The 23190-nt window shown below is 62.7% G+C and carries 15 protein-coding genes; 4 read left to right on the forward strand and 11 right to left on the reverse strand.

Annotated features, from left to right (window positions below):
- The first annotated feature begins 18 nt into the window (after positions 1–18).
- From K410_RS39565 to K410_RS39570, 3 genes are all read left to right on the forward strand, one after another.
- On the forward strand, positions 19–258 hold the full coding sequence (locus K410_RS39565) for a hypothetical protein (protein WP_155253455.1): 240 nt from the start codon (positions 19–21) through the stop codon (positions 256–258).
- 334 nt (positions 259–592) lie between these two features.
- A complete protein-coding gene (locus K410_RS0117750; RefSeq protein ID WP_028136144.1) occupies positions 593–1099 on the forward strand; it encodes an HNH endonuclease in 507 nt (168 codons plus the stop codon).
- A 19-nt stretch (positions 1100–1118) separates the two neighbouring features.
- A complete protein-coding gene (locus K410_RS39570; protein ID WP_155253456.1) occupies positions 1119–1280 on the forward strand; it encodes a hypothetical protein in 162 nt (53 codons plus the stop codon).
- 278 nt (positions 1281–1558) lie between these two features.
- Here K410_RS39570 and K410_RS0117760 read toward each other — a convergent pair whose 3' ends face one another.
- Together K410_RS0117760 and K410_RS36905 are read right to left on the reverse strand one after the other, a co-directional pair.
- Complete coding sequence (locus tag K410_RS0117760) at positions 1559–2650, reverse strand: hypothetical protein (RefSeq protein WP_028136145.1); 1092 nt, start codon at positions 2648–2650, stop codon at positions 1559–1561.
- 78 nt (positions 2651–2728) lie between these two features.
- A complete protein-coding gene (locus tag K410_RS36905; protein WP_196236020.1) occupies positions 2729–13906 on the reverse strand; it encodes an LPD38 domain-containing protein in 11178 nt (3725 codons plus the stop codon).
- Positions 13907–14353: 447 nt separating this feature from the next.
- On the opposite strand from K410_RS36905, the gene K410_RS39575 reads away from it, so the two are divergent.
- Positions 14354–14608: a hypothetical protein gene (locus tag K410_RS39575; protein WP_155253458.1), complete on the forward strand. Its 255-nt coding sequence runs from the start codon at positions 14354–14356 to the stop codon at positions 14606–14608.
- Between the two features lie 410 nt (positions 14609–15018).
- On the opposite strand, the gene K410_RS0117770 is transcribed toward K410_RS39575, so the two are convergent.
- From K410_RS0117770 to K410_RS0117810, 9 genes are all read right to left on the reverse strand, one after another.
- Positions 15019–16062 carry a hypothetical protein gene (locus K410_RS0117770; protein ID WP_028136146.1) on the reverse strand — a complete coding sequence of 348 codons (1044 nt, stop codon included), beginning with the start codon at positions 16060–16062 and terminating at the stop codon, positions 15019–15021.
- Complete coding sequence (locus K410_RS36910; RefSeq protein ID WP_049820076.1) at positions 16062–17207, reverse strand: tail fiber domain-containing protein; 1146 nt, start codon at positions 17205–17207, stop codon at positions 16062–16064. Before K410_RS36910 ends, K410_RS0117770 begins: the two co-directional genes overlap by 1 nt.
- 3 nt (positions 17208–17210) lie before the next feature.
- Positions 17211–17645 (reverse strand): GNAT family N-acetyltransferase, encoded by a 435-nt coding sequence (locus K410_RS0117780; RefSeq protein WP_028136147.1) that lies wholly within the window; start codon positions 17643–17645, stop codon positions 17211–17213.
- 48 nt (positions 17646–17693) lie between these two features.
- Complete coding sequence (locus K410_RS0117785) at positions 17694–19043, reverse strand: hypothetical protein (protein ID WP_028136148.1); 1350 nt, start codon at positions 19041–19043, stop codon at positions 17694–17696.
- Positions 19040–20815, reverse strand: coding sequence for a hypothetical protein (locus K410_RS0117790; RefSeq protein WP_028136149.1), 1776 nt, complete (start codon positions 20813–20815; stop codon positions 19040–19042). Before K410_RS0117790 ends, K410_RS0117785 begins: the two co-directional genes overlap by 4 nt.
- Before the next feature lie 75 nt (positions 20816–20890).
- Positions 20891–21898 carry a phage tail protein gene (locus tag K410_RS36915; RefSeq protein ID WP_049820077.1) on the reverse strand — a complete coding sequence of 336 codons (1008 nt, stop codon included), beginning with the start codon at positions 21896–21898 and terminating at the stop codon, positions 20891–20893.
- A 1-nt stretch (position 21899) separates the two neighbouring features.
- Positions 21900–22532 (reverse strand): phage adaptor protein, encoded by a 633-nt coding sequence (locus tag K410_RS0117800; RefSeq protein ID WP_028136150.1) that lies wholly within the window; start codon positions 22530–22532, stop codon positions 21900–21902.
- A 3-nt stretch (positions 22533–22535) separates the two neighbouring features.
- Positions 22536–22997, reverse strand: a complete 462-nt coding sequence (locus K410_RS0117805; RefSeq protein ID WP_155253460.1) for a hypothetical protein — start codon at positions 22995–22997, stop codon at positions 22536–22538.
- Between the two features lie 10 nt (positions 22998–23007).
- Positions 23008–23187 (reverse strand): hypothetical protein, encoded by a 180-nt coding sequence (locus tag K410_RS0117810; RefSeq protein WP_028136152.1) that lies wholly within the window; start codon positions 23185–23187, stop codon positions 23008–23010.
- Positions 23188–23190 lie beyond the last annotated feature (3 nt).

Consider the following 23190-nt stretch of genomic DNA (forward strand, 5'->3'; position numbering starts at 1 on the left):
AAGATATTGGAGAGCCCGATGAGAGGAACCACGGTCCACTACGCATCGCCGGAATGGGTGAACCTGCTTCAGAATAACCAGCGGGGCCTTCCTGATGGACGATGGGTGCCGGCCAGATACTACGGCAACAGAACCAGCCTCTTTGAGCGCCTAGGTGCGGCCTGGCTCGTGTTCACCGGCAAGGCGGATGCACTGGTATGGATGGAAGACTACTACGGGCGTTCTCACTCGAATGGTGTGAGGCAGTCCGATGGCTGAGGACAAATCAAGCTGGCGCGGTCGCGCCGTTCATCGCCGAAACGAGCGGCAGACCGCAGTGCCTGAGATTCGGCCGCCGAGCGGTTCGAAGAAGGACACGAAGAAGTGGTGCCGCGGCAAAGTCGGAGTGGCCCACAAGCCCGTGTGTGTGGCATACGACGAGCACAAGCGGACAAACCTCCGCGTCCCCGAGTGGAAGATCCTGCTTTGCTCTGAGTGCAAGAAGGAACTGGACTACTATTGGCCCTCACCCTTCCGGTGGCATGACCGTGAGCCAGAACCGCCGCCGGCCTGGGTCACAGGCCCGATCACTTGAGCAGGATGAGAACCCGAGATGAGAAATCCGAACAAGGGCAAAGGCAAGCAGGCGCAGTGGTTGCGCGACCACGCGAACCATGCAGATCCGAAGTGCTTGATATGGCCGTTCTACAGGCTACCAAATGGCTACGGCCAATTGGGCTACCTTGGGCGGATGCGCTATGCCCACAGGATGATGTGCGAGCTTGCTCACGGGGCGCCGCCGCCAGACAAGCCGGAGGCCGCGCATAAATGCGGTAGCGGCCATCAGGGTTGCGTGAACCCGAAGCACCTCATCTGGAAGTCGAAGGCGGAAAACCGTCGTGATAGCACCGCGCATGGCCGCGGAGGTCGCAATCGATTTGGCAACAAAGGCAAGTTGCGGCCGGATGATATCCGGATCATTTTGGACCTGAAGGGCAAGATGCGCCAGGTCGATATTGCCGCACGATTTGGTGTAGACTGGACGACAATCAGTAGCATCTATTGCGGCAAGACACACAAGAAGACCGTCGCCGCGATCCTGTCAGCCTCGCGGTGTTAAATAGAGGGAGAACGACCAGATGAACGAAGATGATCTGACGCTACGCAAGCGCGCCGAAGTTGATATTTGGGATGGACTTCTGCGGCGCAAGGTCAGGGAGCTTCAACAGCAAGGAATGCCATTGGAGCAAGCCGAGGAACGTGCGGCGGCTGAAATACGCCGCGATATCCGCCGCTCCTAAGCCATGATCGAAATACAGCAGCCCTACTGCGATTGGGTCGGCGTAAAATGCAAGGACAGGCGCAAGGGAACTCTGTGGCTCTGCAAGGAATGCGGACACATGGGCCGTAGCAAGACCGTCCCAGCCTGCCCGTGCAGGCCGATCAAGATCGAGGATTCTGGCTCAGCCCCGCGCACGCCCTGAGTTAAGCCATGAACTAGGTAATGACTTGCCCCAATTACCCTGTTCTTACCGGCATTACCCCAATAGCCTGAAACTCTCCCTGAGGGAGCGGACGGCTAAGGCGTCGTAGGCGGGTTCTTGATGATGGTCAAGTTCGATATGGTGATGTTGCCGCCGACCCCCGAGCTATCAACCCCGATGAACAAAGACATGCTGCCGGCTGCTGTCGCCGTTATGATGCCCTGCACGCGGCCATTGGCGTTGAAAAGCAGGAGGTTCGATTTCTCCGCCTCGAATGCGCCTGTCGCGAGCAGCGCCGCCTCCCAGCCGCCAGCGCTTAGATTCGCCACATCAAACGACACGGAGAACTTGTCACCGATGACGGCGCTGCCTAGGTCGAAGGCATAGGCCCCTTGCCCGTAAGACGCCCCGCTGATGATGAGACCGGCCGCATTGTTGGTGACAGATCCGCCGAACACGGTTGCAGAGGCGGTTGCGGTTGTGGGGATGCTCTGCTCAGCCAGGATGTTGAGCGTCGGCCAGGTATAGCCGGAGGCCGGCTTCGCCTCAGCAGTTGCGAGCGTGTAAGCGAGATGGCTGTCCAACGTCTCAAAGAACACTTCTTGGCCGCCGCCTGATGCCAGTAGCGGTTCATAGACCAACTGCTCACCAATCAGCGAGGCGCCGTTGTAGACCTTGATGCGGGCGAACTTGTCATCCCAATAAAGCTCTGTCGTGTACTCAACATCTGCTTCCAGAACGTAGGATGACCCGGCAACAGACCAGGCCGGAACCTTGAATGTTCCATTGTCGATCGCGCGGAAGAACGGACTCGTCGTGCCAAGTTCACCATGAAGGACGACGCCAGAAGTTAGGACCGTGCTCGGGCAAATCGCTATGGTGGGGACTGCGCCGCTTGCCCCGTTATCATTCTGCCATTTGCCCACCAGCTTGCCGGGATTTTGCGAGAGCTGGTTGAAGGCGTAAGCGGCGGGTGTGTCGTTCGTCTGCTTGAGTTGTCCACCACCCGCCACCATGACGCCAGCCGACGCGCCACTTGCAGTCCACGCCGCGCCCTTCTGCGGGACGCGGCCAGAAACGGCGGCAACGGTGCCTGAGAAGTCGTCGTAGAGGAGGTAACTAGCATAGGCGTCAGCACTCACAAGGGATGAGTCGGGCACCCCAACCCGTAGTCCAAGAAAAGGCATCGTATCCCCTCCTAAAAATCTAGCAACCAGCGCGGCGCGCCGCCGCTCTGGAGATTGGTGCGTGTGGCCGTTGCATCGTCAGAAAGTCGGCTCGCGCTTCTTGATCTCGCGATAGGCTTTGCGAGCTTGCTCCTGCACCTCGCGCATCTGCTGGCGCAGGCCAGCGATGGCTTCGGAGCGGGCTTTGCTGTCCATCGTCTTGTCCTGGCGGGTAGACTGCTCGAGCGCCCGCAGGCCCTTGAGCTGCTTGTCGGCGTTCCGGAAGATGGTCTCGGCGTCTGAGCCGACGGTGCCGCGACGCTTGCCCTGGTGGAGGCCGTAGCGGTTGCCACCTTCCTCGATGGTAGTTGCGGCGTCGTCGCTTGCCGCCGGCGCCTTCATGGCCTTGCGGACCTGAGCCATGCCCCTCTGAACCTCGTCACGGGCCTCGTAGTAGGCTTCGCCGGTCGCCTGCTCGACATTGGCGCCGACGAAGTGACGGAGGATCGGGACCTGATTGGGCGGCGTCGGCACGCCCTCCATCCAGTTCTTGAACAGCGTCGTGGTGCGGTTGGTGGTCTGGCCGAGACCGCCGGTCGCGAAATTCCAGATGTATTGCAGGTCGCCCGGATAAAAGTCGACTGCGCCTGGCTTGAAGGCGTTGCCGCCCGAGACCTTGTTCAGGAATTGCGCCACGTCGATCGCGTACGGCGAGGTGGTCGTGAAATGCTGCTCGCTGTGCGGCTCGCCCTTCTTGCCGAACTTCGGGTGGATCGGCTTACGCCGCCAATCCTCGTTGGTACCGAGCTCGAGCAGCGGCATCTCCATCGACGGCATGATGTAGCGCAGCCACGTCCCGGGGTCGGTGGCCGAGCCTTCGGCTTGCACAGGCGAGAAGGCGGAGACGATCGTGGACAGATAGTTTGCGGCCGCCTGCGCCGGCGTGATCTTGCCCTGCGAGGCCATCGCAAGGTTCTCGCCCAGCATCCAGAAGAGCTGCAGGCCGTACCCCATCGGGATCCGGATCGGGTCCTTTGCTCCCGGAATGTAGAAGATGAAGTAGCGCTCGCGCTCCCAATATTTGCGGCGCATGTATTCCGGCTTTTTGTCCTCGTCGTCGGGGGAGACCGCCAGATTCCAGAGCGTCGTCGAGAAGCCGCCGATCACGAGACCGATCGCAGCGCGCCGCGCCATCTTCGAGTTGCGCAGCAGCCGGATGATCTTCGTGGCGCCCTGAACACGCGCATTGAAGAACGCATAGAAGGCGTTCAGATACGGGCTATAGATGCCCTTGCGGTTGAAGTTGGTCGTGGACTCCTTCGATAGCTCGGCCGCCTTGTTCTTGGTCATACCGGCCTTCAGGCCCGCGTCATAGACGGCGAGGCGGGTGCCGGCCTCAATCGCACCGTTAAAGAACTCGATCGCCTTGAGGATCGAGCGCGCCAGACGATAGGGCGCCTTGGCGACGGTGGCAGCATAACCCTCCTCGGTCTCGTGGAACGCCGCCTCGATCTCGCGGCGAGCGCTATCCATGTCGCTGATGCCCATGAACGCGATCTGGCCGCCGTGCTTCTTCCAGTCCTCATAGAGCTGCGCGCCGCGCTTGTCGGCGAACTTGCGCCTGGCGAGGTCGCCGAGCGCGCCGTCCTTCTCCATCAGCTCGCCCATGAAGGCCGCCACATAGGTCCGCAAGGAGCCGATGTTGAGCGCGAAATTCTTCACCAGCGAGGAGCGCTGCTCGGCGCCGAGCGTGTAGGCGGCGTCCTGCACGTCGCGGAACAGGTTCGGGACGAAGAAGTCCGGATTGCGCGCGGTGCGGAAGGCGGAGAACTGCCGCGTCAGCCAAGAGAGCCACTGGATGACCATTGGCAGCCGCTGGATGCCGACGTTCTTCAGCGCCGTCAGCAGGCCCGGATGCTTGATCCGGATGTAGTAGGTATGCCCGCCGACCTTCACCGCGAAGCTGTCGTTCGCCCATCCGGAGGCAACGCGCGTCACGGTCTCGACCAGGCCGGTGTCCCGGTTAACCCGCCGCACGGTGATCGGCCGCTCGCCTTCCAGAAGGTCAAGGTCGTTCTCGGTCGTGGTCTCGACCCGTCCGTCGGTCAGCACGCGCTCGGAGCGCGAGACCTCGTAGAGGGACGGCTGCGGGTTCGACTGCATGAACCGCATGGCGGTGCGGCCAACCCGGTTCTGTTCGCCACGGATGATGGTGCGCTCGCCCATCAGGAACAGGTTCGTCAGGATGTCGTCGGCCTTGGAGGAGCGGCCGAGCGCCTGCTTGGTCTCGGGCCCGCGGACGTCGAAGCCCTTGCCGGTGCGCGACACTTGCAGATCCTGCGCCATGTCCTCGTCGCCGGACTCGAAGCCGCGCAGCGGGACATAGTGCTGGTAAGCCTGCTCCCACTGGCCGATGATTTCCTCGTGCTCGAGCTGATCGTCGACCATCATGCTGCGGATCTTCCGCACGATGGTGTCGATCCGCTGGGCGACCTGTTCGAGCGCTTCCAGTTTCCCGGCCGCCGCGAAGCCGTCCATGATCTCCTGCGCCTCGGTGTCGGTCATGCCCGAGCCGCCTTCCGGCATCATCGGGTTGATCTCGGCGATGTGAGCGTTCCGCTCCGGCGCGTGGCGGGCGTAGAGGTAGCGGTGCAGCTCCTCGCGGGTGATGCCCTTGCTGTAGGCGAAGTCGAGCGCGGGCTTCCACAGCTTGGTCCAATAGTCCTTCAGCCGCTTCTCGGTGCGGCCCTCGAACAGGGTGGCCGCGAGCGCCATGTTGACGCCCTCGTTGACCTGCCGGCCGGTCAGCTCGACCGCAGCCTGCAGCCGGCGCATGTCGACATAGCGGTCGCCGAGCGCGCGGTTGGCGCGCAGGAAGGCTGCATCGAGCATGCCCCAGGCACGATCTCGCCAGTTCAGGTCGGGCCGCTTCCACCAGTCCTGCCAGCGCTCGGGGAGGGGCTCGTAGCTCTCGAAGCGGTTCAGGTTGCCCTGGGGGCGGACCTGCGGCGGTCGGATGTTGGCCTGCTCCGTGACGTTCTGCGTCACGGCCGCGCGACGGTCAGCGTAGGCGCCGTCGAAGGCCGCCTCGAAGATGTCGCTGGCGTTGCGGTAGCCGAGCCCGTTAAGAGCGTTCCGGACGCGCCGGAACAGATCCATCAGGCGCTCGAATGCGCGGCGGATGCCGATGTGGAGGCCCTGCGGTTCGAGGCCGCGGGCCCGGCGGGAGGCGTAATACTCGAACGCCATGGCCCTGATCTCGAAGCCCGCGATCTCGCTGATCTGCTCCGCCGTGAAACCATAGGCCCGCTTCACGATCTCGCGCAGGCGGGCGTCCTCGCGCTTGAGGACGTCCATTTCCTGCTCGGTGAGGATCTTGTCCTCAAGGGCGTGGAAAGCCTCGTGGAACGTGGTGTCAAGCACCTGTTCCAGGGGATAGGCGGGATCGGCCAGCGCCACGGTGATGAGCGCGCGCGCCGGGATGTAGGAGCCGGCCGCTGTGACCTTGTCCTGGCCGAAGGAGCCCCAGCCTGCCGGCATGTTGATGGGGTGCTCGTCGACGAAGCGGACCGCCACGGACGGACCGGTGATCTTGCGCACGACGTCCGTGAGGGCGTGCTCCAGGGTGGCTCTGGTCTCGGGCGTGAGCGGGCGAGGGCGCGTCGGCTCGCCGGTCATGCGGGCCAGAGATGCGCGCGCGCCCTTGGTCTTGGTCTCCGGCTCCTTCGGTGCCTCGAACACTGCTCCGAGCCTTTGCAGCCGGCCAATCGCTGGCTCGAAACTGCCCCAGGTCTCGGCGCGCATGATGCCGCCGGTCTTGAAAAAATCGCCTGTCAGGTTGGTCAGTTCGCGATCGAGATAGTAGATGCCGCCCGTCTTCTTGGCGCTGTCGGTCGAAATGATCAGTTTTCCGTTCGTGAGCACGCTGACGCGCACCACATGGTCTCTCGACCAAAGATTTTGTCCCTTGTGGGTCTGTAGCCAGTTCACCACCTCGCGCGGGGATTCGATAACGACGGGTTTGCTGGCAGCGAAATTGTCGAGGTCGAAGTCGGACGCTGTGAGGATGCCTTGGCGGATATGCCCTTCGTCGTCGGTATAGTTGATGATCCGCCCGCGCTTGTTCAGCCAGTCATAGGCTGCGAGCAGATTGCCGGTCGCGATAAACCGCTCTTCGCGAGCCTCCGACTGCATAGTGTCGAAGCGCTCCAGTGTCTGGGCTGGCGTCTCAAGCCAATCAGGGACACGGGCCACCTCGATGGCGAAAGGGTCCTCGGTATCGGCCTTGCCGTCGGGCCACATCCTCGACACTGGAACGGTGACCTGTCGGGTCGCGTCGGAGATGGCCGCGGTGACCTTCCATGAAGAAAGGGCCAGCGGATTTTTCGGCTGGCCCTTTTGTTCGATCCCGAGGATGATCCCCGTCATGTTCCCGGTGGAGGTCTTGAACGTGACCCTCGCACCGATCGGCAACGTGCCGATCAGCTCCGTCCACCTGTCTTTAACCGCGTCGAGTTTGACGCGCTCCCGCTCCTTGATGTCAGGCTTATCGATGTCATCGAGGATGCGACGACGATACTGGTCGAACTCAGCCAGATTGACCTTGAACGGCGCCAGCGCGACGGAAGGGTTGACCATCTCTCCATTGGTCAGAAAGTGCTTGTAGCGCTCGGCGGCGTTCTCCTTGGTGATCTCAGAACTGGAGACGTTATCGCGCGCTGCGATGGCGTCGTAGACCTTCTGCACCACCTCGTGAGATGGAAACGGCTTGCCGAGACGAACAGCCGAAACCCGCTCGACATTGACGGGGGCGGCAAACGGGGAGGACGTTTCGCCCTTGGCCGGAACGACCTCGGTGCTCTCCAAGGTCTTGGCCTTGAGATCGTAGGTTTTCGCTTCAAGCGCATTCTCGCCAGACGCCTCCATCTGCTTCAGCAGGGCATCGTACTCGGCTTCAAGGTGCTCGTAGAGCGATTCCTGCTCTGCCAAAGGCAGCAGCGGAATGCGCCCCGTGATCTTGCGCATCGCGTCTTCATAGTCGATGCCACCATTGTCCTTGAACTTGATCGGCTCGCCGAGTCGACGGTTCATGTCGGGGTTTTCAAGGATGTACATCGCGGCGACCATGTCGCCGTACTGGTTGATGAAGTCCGGAACGTCCTTTGCGGTCAGCGCGCCGCCGCGGGAGGCGGTCGTGTTCGCGTTTAGAGATGCCATCTTCTTCGCCAGCACTGCGGCTGGTCGCTTCTCGGCCGGGATGCCGGCAACGAGTTGATCGTACTCTGGCGTAACCACCTGGCCGGTGCGGTGGACGCGGCCGAGCATTTGCATGTGGGTATCGATGTTCGCCTCGGCCTGGGCGATGATCATCTTGCGTTGGCGCTGATCCTTGAACTTCTCGGAGGCGTGCAGGGACAGACCGGTAGCGCCGGCCTGGTTCAGGATCACGGCATCGAGCTTGCCGCTGTTGAAGTCGGAGATGGTCTCGCGCCGGCCGCGGATCGACATCTCCCGGCCCGGCCGCGGCTTGAGGATCGGTTCGTCGCCGGAATAGTCGACGATGGTTCCGCGCCCGGTGATCTCGCCGACAGTGTATCCGGCCTTCCGGATCTGTTGTTTGATCGCGTCGATCGGCGAGACGGGCAGGTGGGAGAGTGCAAGATCGTCGATCATCCTCCGCGCAGCGTCATAACTCGCGCGACCTTGCTTGCCGAGTTCCTTGTCGGAGAGATACTTTCGCTCAACCTCACCCTTTGCAGCGTAGGGCTTCTTGATGAGGACGGTGCGCGTCCGATCGAGGTAGCGGCGCAGGACATCGCCGAAGTCGGCGTTGATCACGCTGCCCGGGGCAATGCCGGTATCGTCGGCGAAGTTTTTGAGAAACGACTCCATCGTGCTGGCCAAGGTGATGACCGGCTTTTTACCTTCCTTCAGGGCCTCGATAGCGCGTTGCGCGGCTCCGTCCGCCTTCATCGCGAGCAGCATCTGGTTGATGATGTTGTGCATGACGGAGGTGAAGGCGACCGACTTTGCTCCGGCATCGCCGACGGAATTATCGAAGGTTGTACCGGATGCCTGCCCCTTCAGGTCCTCGTCGAGCTGATCCGCTATCTCCTTGACGTGGTCCGAGAAATCAAGGATCGCGGCAAGCGAGCGGGAGATGCCGTCATAGGCTTCGCGGTCGACATCGATCAGCGGCGTGTCATACGTCACACCAGCGAAGGACCGTTCGCGCCGGACGTACTGACCAGCTTGCGCCAGCATGGTCGCAACCACCTGCTGCATCGGAACGCCGCCCTTGGATATCGCCTCGCCAAGGTCTGATGGCTTCTCCACGGCCATGCTCATGTCGGTGGCGGCGTAGAGGTCCATGACCTCCGGACGCTTGGCGTAGGTGGCGGACGAATAGAACACGCCGTTGGCGCGGCTGACGAGTTCCCGCGCAAAGCCAGCACGATCAGCCTTCTCGCCCTTCGCCTTGCGAGTCTGGTCCTGGCCACCGGCGTTGTGGCTCTCGTCGAAGATCAGAACCGCATTATGGATGATGTTCGACAGAAAGCCACGGCGAGGGGTGTTCTCGCCCTTCAGCGTCTGCATCTGGGAATAGTTGGTGAACACCATGTCGTACTTGTCGAAGAAATTCGACGCGGTGAGCGCGGACAGATCGGCGTTATGGACCTTCGCGGAGGGGGTCTTGAGCACGACCTTACCATCGTCGGTCATGGGCACGCTGAGATCGGCGTTGGTCGCGAGGATGCGCGGAGGGCCGCTCAGGAAGTCGTCAGAGATCCCGATGTCGTTGAGGTCCCTGTACATATCGCCGTAGAGGTTCGGCTTCTCGGTGACGAACACGGGGATGCGGTTGTTCTTGATGGCCCAGCGGATGATGGCGGCGTTCACTCGGCCTTTGCCGATTCCAGTCTGGTCGCCAATGATGAAGCCCTTGCCGCGAAGCAGGTTGCTGATCGCGAGCGCGAGAGCATCGATCTGCTCGGCTCCGAAGTAGCTGGCGAGCTCGTCCGGCTTGTAGCCCAATTCGCTCGCAACATATGCATCGATGTCACCGACCTTCTCGGCGACGCTGTCCAGCGAGCCCTGAAGGCTCTTGCGCATGTTGACGGGGACGAGGGTGCCGAGTCCTTGGGTCCTGGCCGAGCGCGGCGCATAAGCGACCTGCCGCTCGGTTTCCTGCTCTACTCGAGGTGCCCGTCGCTGGGCAGCAGGCGCAGGATCAGGTCGTCCGGCGTCTCCGCGACCTCCGGGTTGAACTTCATCTTCAGCGCCTGGTCCACCAGTATCGTTGCCTCCGGATTGCTCAGGAACAGATCCTGCGAGAACTCCCGCGGGCTCGTCCGGAGCGGGCCGTGCAGCAGACCGGCTTCCTCCATCAACCGCTCCACCTCGCGCATCTGGTACGGACGATCCTCTGGTAACGTCGTCCGGATCAGCCGCTCCATCTTGTCCGCGAGTAGTAGCCTCATCTGATGGAAGTTCATTGAGCAGTTCTCCAAGCTGATCCCATGACGCGTACACCCTCGGCACGTCGACCGCCGGCAGCTTGCGGGCCGATTTGCCGCGGCCGTCGATGACGATCACGTCGACGGGCCATCCCGCGCCCTGACGCTCGTAAAGCTCGCCAGCGACGGTGAAATGGTCCGTCACGTTATAGCGGTCGTAGAGGGTTTTGTAGAACTCTCTCTTGTCCTTGCCGTTGTAGCCGTCAGAACGGGCCTCGCGGCTCGTCTTCATCTTGTTCAGGCCGCCGACGATCAGGGTGGCCCGGCCGTCATCCCGCATCGCGGCAAGGGCCCTCAGCGCGATCGCGTGATCGATCTGGGTGGTCTTGTATCCGGGCTGGATGTCGGAGAGGTCATGGATGGTCGATTGTCCGCCTTCCTTCATGGCTCCGAAGGGCGGGTTGGCGATCACGACGGTGGCGCCATCGAAGGCAGCGTTGATGCTCGCCGCCTGAGTTTTCTTGACCGCATCCTGCTTGGTGACGTTGAAGCCGAATGTTTCGAGGTTCTGTGCGCGCGCTGGGTTGATCTCGTTGGCGATCACCGTCTGCTCTGGGGTGGTCTCGATAAGCAGCGCGCCGTTGCCAGCGGTCGGCTCATAGACCACATCGACGTCTTCACGCGCAACGCCGGCCAGCCGCGACGCGATGTAGGCAAGGGGGACCGGAGTCGAGAACGCCTGATCCCGCATTGAGGTCGACGTGCGGGTGCCAAGTTTTGGCTGGGCCGCATATAGCGCGACCAGTTCTGGATAGACCTTCAGCGCGTCATCGCCATGCTTCTGCACGATCTCGCGCGCGGCACGGACGACGCCAAGCTCGATCTGCTCCTCAACCGCCTTTGCGTCCTCAATACCGGTCGTTTCCTTGGCAAGCTTGCGGGCGGCGAGGATGGTCGTGAATTTTTCACCAGCAACGAATTTCTTGGCGAACACGTCGGCAAGTGTGGAATCAGAAGGCCCGCTTTCGCGGGCCTGTTCGGTGGGCTTGATGTCGAGGAGATCGGTCTGTTTGCTGTCGTCGCCGAACAGGCCCTCATCGGCCGGCTTCTGTGCCGCCTTCGGCTTGAGCGCGGCATCCGCCTTGCGTTTCGCCTGCTTGCCCTGGCTCTCCTTCTCCGCGCCCGGCAGGACAGCCTGCTCGCCGGCCTCGGTGCGCTCGGTGACGGGCTCTACACGTTCCGGAACTTCTTCGCGGGGTTGCTCGGCTCGCTCGGCTTCTTCACGCGCTTCACCTTCGCCGGGTCCTTCGCGATCTTCGCCAGCGCCAGAAACGTGTTCGACCGGCTCATCAACTCGGCCTTCTTCTCCGGGTCGGACTCCTGCTGCGCTTTCTGCTTCAGCGCCGCGCTCATCTTCCGGTGTTGGCTCGGGTTGAACAGCATCGAAGGCTCCGAAGTCGAAGGCATCATAGACGGTTTCCTGTGGGATGTCGGGGTCATTTTCGAGGTTGCGGATTGCTGCCCGCTCAAGCGCCGCGTCCGGGTCCAGGCCCTCGTCGGCCATGATCTCGGCCGCAAGGCGCAGGTCGGCCTCGTTGGTCATGCCGGCGGGCACGCCGTACGCTTCCAGCATCGCCTCGATCTCGGCCCGGTTCTGGCCGAGCAGCGCGTCGCGGTTGGCGTTCTCCTCTTCGAGGCGCTGCATCTCGCGCTTAGACGGCTCGGCCTCCTGGCCCTCGGGAAGGCGGCGCTGGCCGCGCAGCTCGTTGTCGATGGCGTCGAGGAACTCGCGGGGGGTGCTGGTCGCTTCGCCGGTACCGCGGAAGTATCCGGCCTCTTCAGCCGCCTCGCGCATCTGGTCGATGCTCATGCCGGTCGGGCGGACCGCGGCGAACCGGCCGTTCCGGCCGGGGACGTTGACGCGGTGGGAGCCGGACAGGCCGATCGCGGTCAGTTCAGGGTCGGGGCGCAGTCCACCTTTGGATGCGATGAATTGGAGGAGACTGAGTGCCGGCCCATCGGACGCCAGTTTGGCGACAGCACTTCTTCCACGCTGAGACCTTGAGCCACCCTGCGGAGCACCGTTTTCGGATGCAGCCCGATCTCGCGCGCCCATGCTCGTGCCGACTGCGTCTTGCCCTGAAACGTCAGCCGGCATGTCTTGCGCATGTTCTGCGCCTGCTCCAACTTGGTCGCCCAGCCCACGTTGCCCGGCTCGTAGCCCTTCTCGTTGTCCTTCCGGTCCAGCGTGTGCAGCGGCGACGGGCGCGGCCCCACTCCTTCCAGGAAGGCCGGAAAGCTGTTCGCCCACTCCGGATGCAGTTTGATCCCCCGCCCCCCGTAGTTGTGGTAATACGGGTTCTTGGGATTGAGGCAGCGATCCTTCACGTTGAGCCAGAGCTTGTACATCGGCGTTCTGGCCTGACCGTGAAACGTCTTCGGAATAGGCTTTCTTCGTGTTGCCATCGCGCAGCCAACCCTTGAGTTGATCGACCGACAACTCGGAAACGGCCTTACGCCGTTGTGGTCCGCTGCCATCGGAGAACGATAGATCGTAGGCGAGCGTCGCGCTTTCAAGATCGGGGTAGCCTACAAACAGCTTGTGCTCGTCGAACCTTCCGGTCTCCGGGTTGAATTGATCGACGATGAATGCACGGCTGGACTTCGGATCGTCTCCGAAGGTGACATCGACCTGATCGCCATCCTTTCCAACTGTCCGGCGGATATAGCCATAGTGGCCGGGCATCGCGATGGACCAAGATTCGCCGTTTGCCCCCTTGCCGCTGCGCTCCGCGCCTTTCGGGGTCTCGATGGTGATGTCGAGACCATTCCACTTCACGTGCCCCTTGGCGTAGGTGCCGGCCTCCTTCTGCGCCTCCGTGGGGCTGGTGTTGACATGGCCCGCTGCGCGGTCGAGATCGGCCGGGGTCTCGACCTTGACCGGCTCGGCGCGCGAACCCACGACGGCATCGCCTTCGCCGAATACGGGCTCGGTACCGGCTTCCTGCGCGGCCGCGACCTCGGCCGCGATCTGGGCCGGGCTCATATCCGCGATCTGCTGGTCATCGTAGCCGTAGCCGCGGAGCAGGGCGATGTCCTCGTCGGAGGCGGCTGAGGCGGGATTGGTAGTTGGTAGCGGCTTGGTAGAGCCAGAATTGGGAGCGTTACCAACTTCGGGAGCCGGAGCGACGGAAATTGGCGCAGCGGAATTTTCGTCGGCCCCCACCACCGAATTAGGTGCGGTGGGGGTAGTGGGGGACGCCTGCGGCGGGACCGGCAACTGCTCGATCTGTGACGGCGCCGTCACACTCTCGGGCTGGGGCGCCTGCAACGAACCTGCAATTTCTTCCTGCGTTTTGGCGTTGACAGGAGGCGTCGCGGTCTGAGGCGGGGTCGGGGATTCGCCAAGGATCTGCCGGATGATCTCCTCCGGCGTGATGGGCGCCTGCTCCGGGGTGGGCACGCCCTCGCGCGCGGCGCGATCGCGGCCCGCCGTGAGATTGCCGAGACCAAGGGTACCGGCCATGCCGCCGCCCAGGATCATGCCGACCAGCGCGGCCTGCGCCACGCCCGCGGTGATGTCGCCGGGGTCCTTGCCGTACAGGCCGAGCTTGGCGAGGTTGTCGAGCAGCTGCTGGCCCGCCTCCTGCAAGCCTTCCTCGCCCATCTCCTTCATGATGAGGCCGAAGTAGCGCTTGAGGCCGCCGCCGGTTTTCTTGTCGAGCTTGTCCGCGATCCGCCCAAGACCGATGGCCTCGGTGGAGCCGATGCCGGCGCCGACGGCATAGGCCAGCGCCTTCTTGTAGGCGGGCGCGCCCATGTCGTCGGCTTCGCGGTAATACTGCTCGGCGTTCTGCGCCGCGCCGGCGCCGCCGGAGGCGAAGGCCGCCGGGATCTTCATGCCCTTGCCGATGGCGCCTGTGACCATGAAACTCAGTGCCGAGCCTGCACCCTGACCGAGTTTGGCGCTTAGTTCCTCCTCGCGGGTCGGGTCCGCCGGGTTGGCGAGACCGATCCGCTTGGAGGCTTCCCGCATGTATTCGGCCACGCCGGTGCCGTCCTTGATGCCGGACGCATCGAGGGCAGCGTCGATCGGGCGCGCAGCGCCTCCGATGGTGTCGGGGACACCCGTCGCAATGGCGGTCGCAAGTCGCGCCGCGGCGTCGCGGAGTTTCGTCTGGGTGGGGGGAGCGGCGCGCTGGGCCGCGGAGAGTGCCTGCTGGGCCTGCGCGAGGTTCTCGGTCGCAGCATCGATCTCGGCCTGGATATGCTGACGCTGCAGGTCGCCCGTGGTGCCGCGCCGGAGCGCGCGGGTCGAGCCGTCGGCGATGCTGGCCGAGCGGGCCTTGGCCGCATCCAGGCGCGCCTGTGCCTCGGCAACGCCGGCCTCGGCGGCCTGGACGTTGCCAACAACGGCCTCCTGCGCTGGCGCGTTCATGAACGCATCGCGGGCGGGTCGGCCATAAGCCTGCGTGTAGGCTTCATCTCCGGTCAGCATGCCGGACATGCCGCCCTCGGCTGAGGACACGGGATTTCCGCTCCAATAGCCGTCGCTGCGCTCGCCGCTCAGCGGCGCGCGGAAGGGCGCGTTGTCGAGCGGCTGCACCTCCGGCATCGGCTGGGTCGGCTGGATCAGGCCGGGCGCCTCCGCCGGGCGCGCGCGTGGCATCGGCGGGTTCTTGATCGGCGCGGAGCCGATAACCTCGTCGTCGGTACCAAAGTCGATGGTCTGCTGGCGGGACTTCGCGCGGGGTGCGGGACCGATCACTTCGTCGTCCGTCCCGAAATCGACCGGCTGGCGGGCGCGGGCGCTGAAATCGGTCAGGCCCTTGCGCTCGTTGCGGGTGGCGATGAGGTCCGGCGAGACAATAGCGGTCGGCTCGTAGGCGCCATCGTCGCCGACGATCAGGTCTTCAAATGCCATGTGGGGGGTTACTTCTTCCTGCGAAGTTGACCGTTGACGATGTAGTAGGAGCCGGACTCGATCTGGTCGTAGTCGTCCTTGGTCCGGGGCTCGTAGGGGGCGGCTTGCGTGCCGTCCCCGTTGAACGCGATCTCGCCCGGGTTGCCGGCCTTCTTGGACGAGCTCGGAGCGGACGGTGCCGCCCCGGGGCCCGTGGTGCCATCAGGATTGAGCCCGAAGCCCTTGTAGATGCGTGCTGCCTCCTGGGCCTTCTTCTGCGCGCGCTCCTCCGGCTTCAGCCGGAAATCGCCGTCGATGGCGCGGTTGGCGTTCTGGATCGCCCGCTCGGCCTTGTCGAAGATCAGGCGGGAGTCGATCGCGCGCGGCGGCTTGGGGCCGGCGGTGGCGACGTTCTCCTGCTCGTTCTTCTGCTTCGTGAGCACGCCGTAATAGCTGGTAAGCGCCCGCGTGTAGGCTTGCTTGTCGCCGAGTTGCTGCGCCTCGAGTGCGGCCTTGAGGTGCTTCAGCGCCTCCTCGGAATCCGCACGGGAGGACGCCGCGCCCGCCTTCAGGCTGCCCCCTGCCCCGCGCGCAAACGCGCCGCCCGCCGTATTGCCGGTGACAGTCGAGAGGCCGCCGCCGAGCGATGCCATGATGTTGCGCATCGGGTCCGGGGCCGCCGTGGCCCGGCCGGTGATGGCCGAGACGATGTCCGCTGTGGTCTGCGGGATCGGGGGACGGCCCATCTGCGCGCGCTGGATGTCGGTAGGCGCGAATGCCGTGATGTCCGCGGGCGAGGCAAGAAGTGGCGCCGCCGCCGGGGCATCGGCAGGGCGCGGCGCCGGCAGCGGCACAGAGAGCGGCTGTCGCGTGCGTGCGCTGATGTCGGTCGGAGCATCCGGAAGCTGGCCCATGGTGGGCTCGGCGTTCGGCGGCAGAGCGGCGCCGTCGCCGCCACCGAGAAGCTCCCGCAGCTTGGCGAGCGGATCGTCGCCGCCCTCAGTGGAGGACATGCCGAGCGGGAAGTTCTGCCCGACATAGTTGTTCGGCGTGATCAGGTCGGTCAGGTCCATCAGAGGTCAACTCCCATGTCCGCCGCGGCCTGCGTGGCAAGCCTCATGTCGATCGCCTTGACGCCGTTCACCTCTACCACGGCCGCCGGGGTCACCTCCTCGACGTCCTGCGCCATCAGGCCGATCTGCCACTCGTCACTGCCGACATACTTGAACCGATAGATCGGCAGGTGATCGTAAGTCTCTCCGATCACGGAGATGTCGGTCTTGAGCCGGCGATCGGAGAGCTTGAAGAGGTTGGCTCCCGTGCCGATGAGCGAGCCCAGGATGCCCCAGCCGGAGTTGTTCGGCTCCTGCACGGTGCTGGTCGACCCGTGCGGCGTTCCCGCGAGCACCGACGTCAGCCAAGAAATCTGCTGCTGATCCCAGCCCTGGCCGCGCAAGAACTCCTGCATCTTCGCCGTGTCGGCCGCCTGGTTGGTCTGCTGCTCGGTCTTGCCGGCCTCCGCGAGGGCGGTTGCGGTCTTGAGACCGCGGTCGACCGTGGACGCATCGAGGTCGGAAAGAGCCTTCCCGCCCGAGATCGCACGCTGCAGAGCGAGGTTCAGGTTCGTCTTCTGCGCGTCGGTGTCGGTCGCGATGTCGCTCTGCCGCAGGCTGGCGGCGCGATCGAACGCGCTCTGGTAGCCCTGCCCGACGACGCCGGCCCGGGTCTTTGCCTCGTCACGGAACTGGTTCGCCAGCGCCACGCCGCTGCGCGCGTCGCCGAAGGCACCATCCATTGTCGCGGAAGCATCGAGCGACTTGCGCTGCGCGGTACCTGTGCGCGCCAGATCATCCAGCTGAGGCTGCAGCGCCGCCATGATGTACGGCGACATATAGTCCTGAATGGTGGTGTTGCCGACGGTCTTGTCGCCGCCAAGGATGCTCGCCGGGGTGACACCCGTGGTGCTGGAGAATGTCTTGTAGAGGTTCTCGATGTCGGACAAATACGGGTTCGTGGTGCCGGCAATCGACTTGATCAGCCCGAATGCATCCTGCTGGTTCTGCGTCAGCGGTGCTGTCATCTCGCCCGTGTAAGCCTGGAACGGACGGGCCGCGACGTTGCTCGCGTTCGTGACGTTCGACTGAGCGGCGTTCTCAAGGTAGGCAGGCAGCGAGTTCGTCTGCGTCTTGGTGGTCTCCATGTCGCCGAAGCAACCCATGGTTCAGTTCCTCGAAAAAGCGTAGATTGAGCCGAACGGCTGGTAGCGGAGAAGCTCGGCGACCTTCGCCGCCTTGCCGCGCCGCCGGTTGTGGTTTGCGATGGTGACGTACAACTCCTTCTCCGCCATGTCGGCGATCGCGCGGGCCTCGTTGAGGAGCGCGCCGAGCACGTCGCCGTTGCGATGCTCCGGATGGACGAAGAGATAGACTTCGCGGATGCAGGTCTCTCGCGAATAGCGATAGCGGGTGTTTTCAAGCCCCATGACACCGATGAGCTGGGTGCCCTTGACCGCCATCAGGAACGCGCCCTTGCTCGGCTCGTTGATGAGGGAATAGATGTCCTCCATCACGACGATCGGATCGACCGGGACAACCGCGACCTCCTGGCCCATCAGCATCAGGAGCTTGTGTATCTCGACGGCATCCTGATCGGACATTGCACCGCGGACGATTAGTGATTTTGAAGGAGCGAGCATAGAAAAGACCTACATTCTTGCGTTAAAGGCGTTCTGTCCTGACGCCTGATAAAACACAAAGGCTTGGCCAACCGATCCTGCTGACGAGCCAGAAACGGGCACCAACGCTATCGTCCCGCCAACACCCGCTGACACGCTCAACGAAGAGACATTGACGAGCGTATCCCCGCAGATGATCTGCACGCCGGAAGTGCCGATAGTCGGCAGTATCCTCATGGGGACAGGTAGCGCGACAACGCCATATCCACTCGTTCCTCCCGTTCGGAGCGTGCCGCCTCCAAAAATAGCATTTGTGGCGATCGGGACGAAGTAGCGTTGACACAAAGCCAGCTCAGATGCGTATTCAGGCAGTTGAAAGGAAGGCGCCGTTGCGCCCTCATAGAGACCTACATCGAACAACTCGAACACATTGCCAACAGTGCCGAAGAGATTGAACTGGTTCGAGGTGGCCACGAGTGAACTGGCCTGCCAAGAGGACCCAGCACCTTGATACGTGGTGCCTCCCATAAGACACCATGTCAAAACGAGCCCTTGTCCTGTATCCTTAAGCCATGTGCCCGTTACGTCGCCAGGGATGGTGATCTGTTTCAGGACGTCGGTGTTAGCTTCGCTTACAGCGATCGTGAACTCTGCAACATAGGATCGATTGCTCGCCGCATTGCGAATAGAGAAGCAATACGTGCCAGCAGGCGCTCGAACGCCGAATTGAACCGTTGTCTCTTTTGCCGATGCAGACCCAAACAATAGATCGGCAACACGCAATCCCTCTATGTATTGAACGATATATGCGATGTCTCCAGCAGCGACCGAAGCGTCTGCAGTCGTGATTGTGAACCGTAATCGATTGGGAGACCCTGCGGGAGTTACGCTCGCAACTTGAGCCGCCGAAAACGCACCGCCGCTGACAGCTCCAACAAAAAACTGGTCAACAGGGAAATAGCCGTTGGTCGTGCCAGCAGTTGTCCCATTCTCCTGCGACACCTGCATACCGCCGTTGACGACCTTATTTTGCTTGGTGAGGCTGGCATTTATGTTCTCGCGCGCCTGCGCCTTCTGGCCGGACGTAAGAGACTGAGCGGCGTCATAGCGAATAGCCCTAGCATCGATGCGTGCGTCAGCCGTTGCTGTGTCTGCCGGATGGACATGGTCCTCTCGTGACCATCTGGCGCCGGTGCCGACGGTTCCTGAGCCGCTATTGACCAATGGTGTCGTGGTCCCGGCCGAGCCAGAGACCGCCTCCTCGCCCTCACCGCTATGCTCGTTGGAGGCGATCTCGATCTCGCGCAGAGCTTCTCTGGCCCAATCCTTGAAGGCTTGATCGGACTGCCCGATCGGCTGGCCGAGCGAAACCTGTCTCATCGGCGTGTTCCATTCGAGGAAATCAGGACGTCAGGCTTGCCGAAGCGGAAATATCCGTCGACCACGTCCGTGGTCATCTCGAGTGAGATGTAGCGACCTTCGAGGCGAAGATCGATCAGATCATCGTCCTCTGTGATTGTGATGGTCTGAGTATCAACGGTCGGCTTGCGAAGCCGGTCCCAGCCCTCGAAGGTCACGGTGATGTCGCCGGACTGGTTCTCGAAATCCGCCACCATGCCGTCGATGTTGAATATCTGCGCACCCTTCATCAGGCTTGACGGCGCGAGGCGGATCGAAGCCAGCACCGCCTCTCCGTCGCCATTCACGCCTTCCTCGTGCAGGTAGATGTGGCCATCATCGCCAGCCATGTAGGGCCTCGTGTCGCCGTGGCTGAACGAGGTGCCGGCCGTGCGCAACATTTGGCCGGTCGCCCAGGAATAGTCGTTGAGGCTGAGAAGGGCGTAATAGCTCGGCTGGGTGTCGCCGAGCGCGATATAAAACCAGATCACCTCGTTGTACTTGGCGACGTATTGCGCCCAGCACAGATAGGCTTGCTCGGCATTGAGTCGGTCGAACACATAGGCGCGGATGTTCTCTACGTTCGGGATGAACGCTACAGCACCGTTGTAGAGGTAGAAGTTGGTATGGCCCATCCAGTAGGCGATGCCGTTCACAGTGACCTTGGCCGACGGCGAGGCGAGGCCGCAATTTCGGCCAGCAAGGCGAGACGAGAAAATGGCGTTGGTGCCAGTATACTGGAAGATGTAGAGCGCGAAATCCGACCAGACGCACGAGACGTGGTTGCCGAGCGATGCTCCGGCGATCAACTTGGTTCCTTCCGCAAGGGTGCGGGTGTTGGCCGTGTTGTCGTCGGCTGGCGTCCAGAGCGTGTAATCGTTCTGGCTGGCCCAATCGACCCGCATGCCCTCACAGAGAGCAAAGACGAAGCGCTCTTCCGTGACAAACATGTAGCGGATGTCGGTTGGGGCGTCGGCCACCACGGTTGCACGGCCGAAGGCCGGCACGTCCGCCGGATCGAACTTGTAAAGGCTTCCGCCATTGTAGGCGGCGAGCAGGATGCGCCCAAAATGATCCATCGACCAGATACGCGGCTCGATGAAGATCGTCGAGAACGGGCGCTCTGTGCCATACGTGCCGGTGCCGTAGGGGCCCGCGCCGTAGCCGAGACCGTAGATGCCGAGCTCAACGCCGATCGGGATCTCGTACTCATAATCGACCGACCCGCCACCTGGGCCAGCCGTCGAAGTGGCATCGCTGCCGGCATCGATGGTGTAGGTCCCTGATGCGGTCGTGAGAACCTCATATTGGCCGTCGATGGTCAGACCACCGACCGCGCTCGCGCCTGTATAGCTGACGACGTCGCTTGGGTGGCGGTTGTGCGAGGCATGCGTCACGGTGACGATGCTGCTTCCATCCGTGGTGCTGAACGGATCCGTCAGTGTGCCGGAATCATCGATTGGCGTGATGTCGTGCTGGGTGAAATCGCGCTCGTAGACATAGAGCTTTTGATAGGTCCCGCCCGCCATGTATTCGATCGAAGACAGGTCGCGCCAGGCGTGAAGGGTTCGCAGCGTGCCAGAGGCAATCGACGTGGTCTGCTTCAGCCATCCGCCCATCTTCTGCGGGCGGCCGTTGACGAAGCGCATCCACTGCGTATCGGTCCAGCGGCCTTCCTCGACGCGGTCTGATTCCGTCTTGACGACGCCAGGCGGCGGTGTCAGCGGTACCGGATCGAACTCACCATCAGCCATGGGAAGCGCCCCGCCTTCCCAACACCTCCCAAAGTGACCGGGAAGGCAGGGCTACTCCCTGCGCTTTCGCGCAGCTCAGATTTTGATGCATACGAGGACCGCAGCGCTCTCGGGGCGGGCTTCGGTGCCACCGTCAGATGGGATTGTGCCCGTGGTGCCGCTGAACGTATGGGTATGGTTCGAGCTGACACCACTGGTAGTGCCGCTGAAGGAGTGCGTGTGACCAGCCGACCGACCGCTGCTACTCGTGATAAAAGAAGGCGATCCAGTATTATAGATCGTAAACGAACCGCCACCAGTCGATGAGTTCGTTCCGCCTGGTGATGTATAGGAATGAACGTGATCGGCGCTTTCAGAGCCGGTGCTGCCAGAGTAGGTGTGCGAGTGGTCAGCGCTGATATTCCCGGTTGTTCCGGAGAACGATGCCCCAGCGTGCGTATGAGCCTTGTTCTGGTTGGATTGATAAGTTCCGACCGCAATAGTGGTGCCGTCGGCCGCCCGCAGGAAGCGGTTGGTGTCTGTCAGATTCGGCAAACCGGCCGTCGTAACGCCATTGCCGGCGCCCCATGTGGTGCCGATCTTGTCGTAGAGGTTCGGGTGATCAGCCCGAACGAAGGTGCCGCCGGAGCAGGCGAGCGTTCCCGGAGGGGCAGTGGTCCCGCCGTGCAGAACGAAGTTTCCGACCTCGTCCTCATCCTCGCGGTAGAGGACGTCGTTGCCGTCGCAGACGACGTCCTTGTGAGTGCCCTGCGGGATCTCGATCGCGGTACCGGAGGCCGTCTTCATCAACAGCACGTAGGCGCCGTCCGTGTTGTTGAAGATGCGCCAGCGCTTGGAGATGTTGTCGACCGTGACCGTGCAATTTGAGGTCAGGGTACCGCTGAACTCGATCATGCCGGCGCGGTGCTGGGCCGCCGTGAGCGTGGCCGCGCCGCCCGTGACGGATTTGGTCACATAGCCGGCAATCGCCTGCTCAAGGTACTCGAAGACGAAATTGTTGAGGTTGTCACCCCAGGTGTTGTTGTTATTGCCCGTGGCCTGCATCAGCAGGCCGAGCAGAGCAGAATTGGTATCAGACGGCATTCTATCCGATCTCCACCTCGAACTCGACGTCGCGGTACGACAAGTCGCTCTCCGCGTTCGTCTTCTCGATCAAGGCGCTCAACATCGTCAGGTTGTTCTGGTACTTCGTCTGGTTCGACATGAAGTCGTAAGCCTGCGCGAGGCAGGCAACCCGAAGCAGGTGAGGATACCGGGAGGTGAGGAAGTTGGTCGTGTTGGAGCCGGAAAGGTCGTCAGGCTTCTTGAACCCGACAAGGTTGAGGGTGGCCGCGCTCTCATAGGCGCATTCGAACTGCAGCTTCTCGTCGTAGATCGCGTAGTTCTGCGGGATGCTCTCGATCAGGGCACCGTCCTCATAGGACCGCGCCCGAACGATATTGGCCTCCGGCCGGAGCTTCAGGTCGATATTGTTGGTGATGTCCTTCAGCGCGATCGGATCGAGGAAGCCGGACGGCAGGGCAACGTAGAAGTCTCCGGGTGCGAGAGCGAGGTTGTCGAATTCAAACCGCATCTCCCGCACCCGCAACGTTTGATACACCAGTGCCTGGGCCTCGATGAGAACCTGCTCCACGTCCAATTGCGAATAGTTGCACCAGCGCTTGATGGAGCCGGCTGTCGTCTTGTCCGCGATCAGGGTGGTGTAGGTCATCGCCATGGATCAGGTGCTCTTCGGTCCAAGCTTGGTTGGCACGTCCTCGGGACCGAGAACCTGTTCCTCGAACACGAGGAACTCGGCCAGCGCCTTGTAGTTGGTGAACGCCTTGTTGAAGCGGCGACGGGCCTCCTTGAAGACCTCGTGCTGCGGGTATTGCACCTCGTCCTTCAGCCACGCCTCGAAGTTCATCGCGGTGTCGTCGCCGTCGTCGTCATCCGCTCCCGGAGGCGGCGGCGGCTCCTGCACTTCGGGATCGTCGTTCGGTGCGCCGGCCTGCAGCTTGGTCAGCCGACGCATCTTCTTCTCCACCAGCGCCTTTTGCGCCGGCGTTTTCACCATGGACATAGCGAGATCGCCCTGGTGGTCGAACGGCAAACCGTCCTGTTCGAAGGCATGGGTCAAGCCTTCGCCGTGACAGGTCGCGAAGGCTCGCGACCTGTCGAGTTTGAGTTTCGGTCCAGTCAATGCCGGCTCCCTACTTGACGTCCTGAACGGCGGACGCGCCGGAAAGGGAGTGCGCGAGGTTGTTCACGCCGCCCTTCGCTTCCTTGGCCTTGGGGACGCTCATGCTCGAGTCGTCCCGGCCGTGGCCGGTAACGATCGTGCCGCGCGCCACCTTCGACCGCTCGATGGTGGAGTTGCTTTCGTTCTTCATCGT

Source organism: Bradyrhizobium sp. 22 (assembly GCF_000482425.1).
In the GTDB taxonomy this organism is placed as follows: domain Bacteria; phylum Pseudomonadota; class Alphaproteobacteria; order Rhizobiales; family Xanthobacteraceae; genus Bradyrhizobium; species Bradyrhizobium japonicum_B.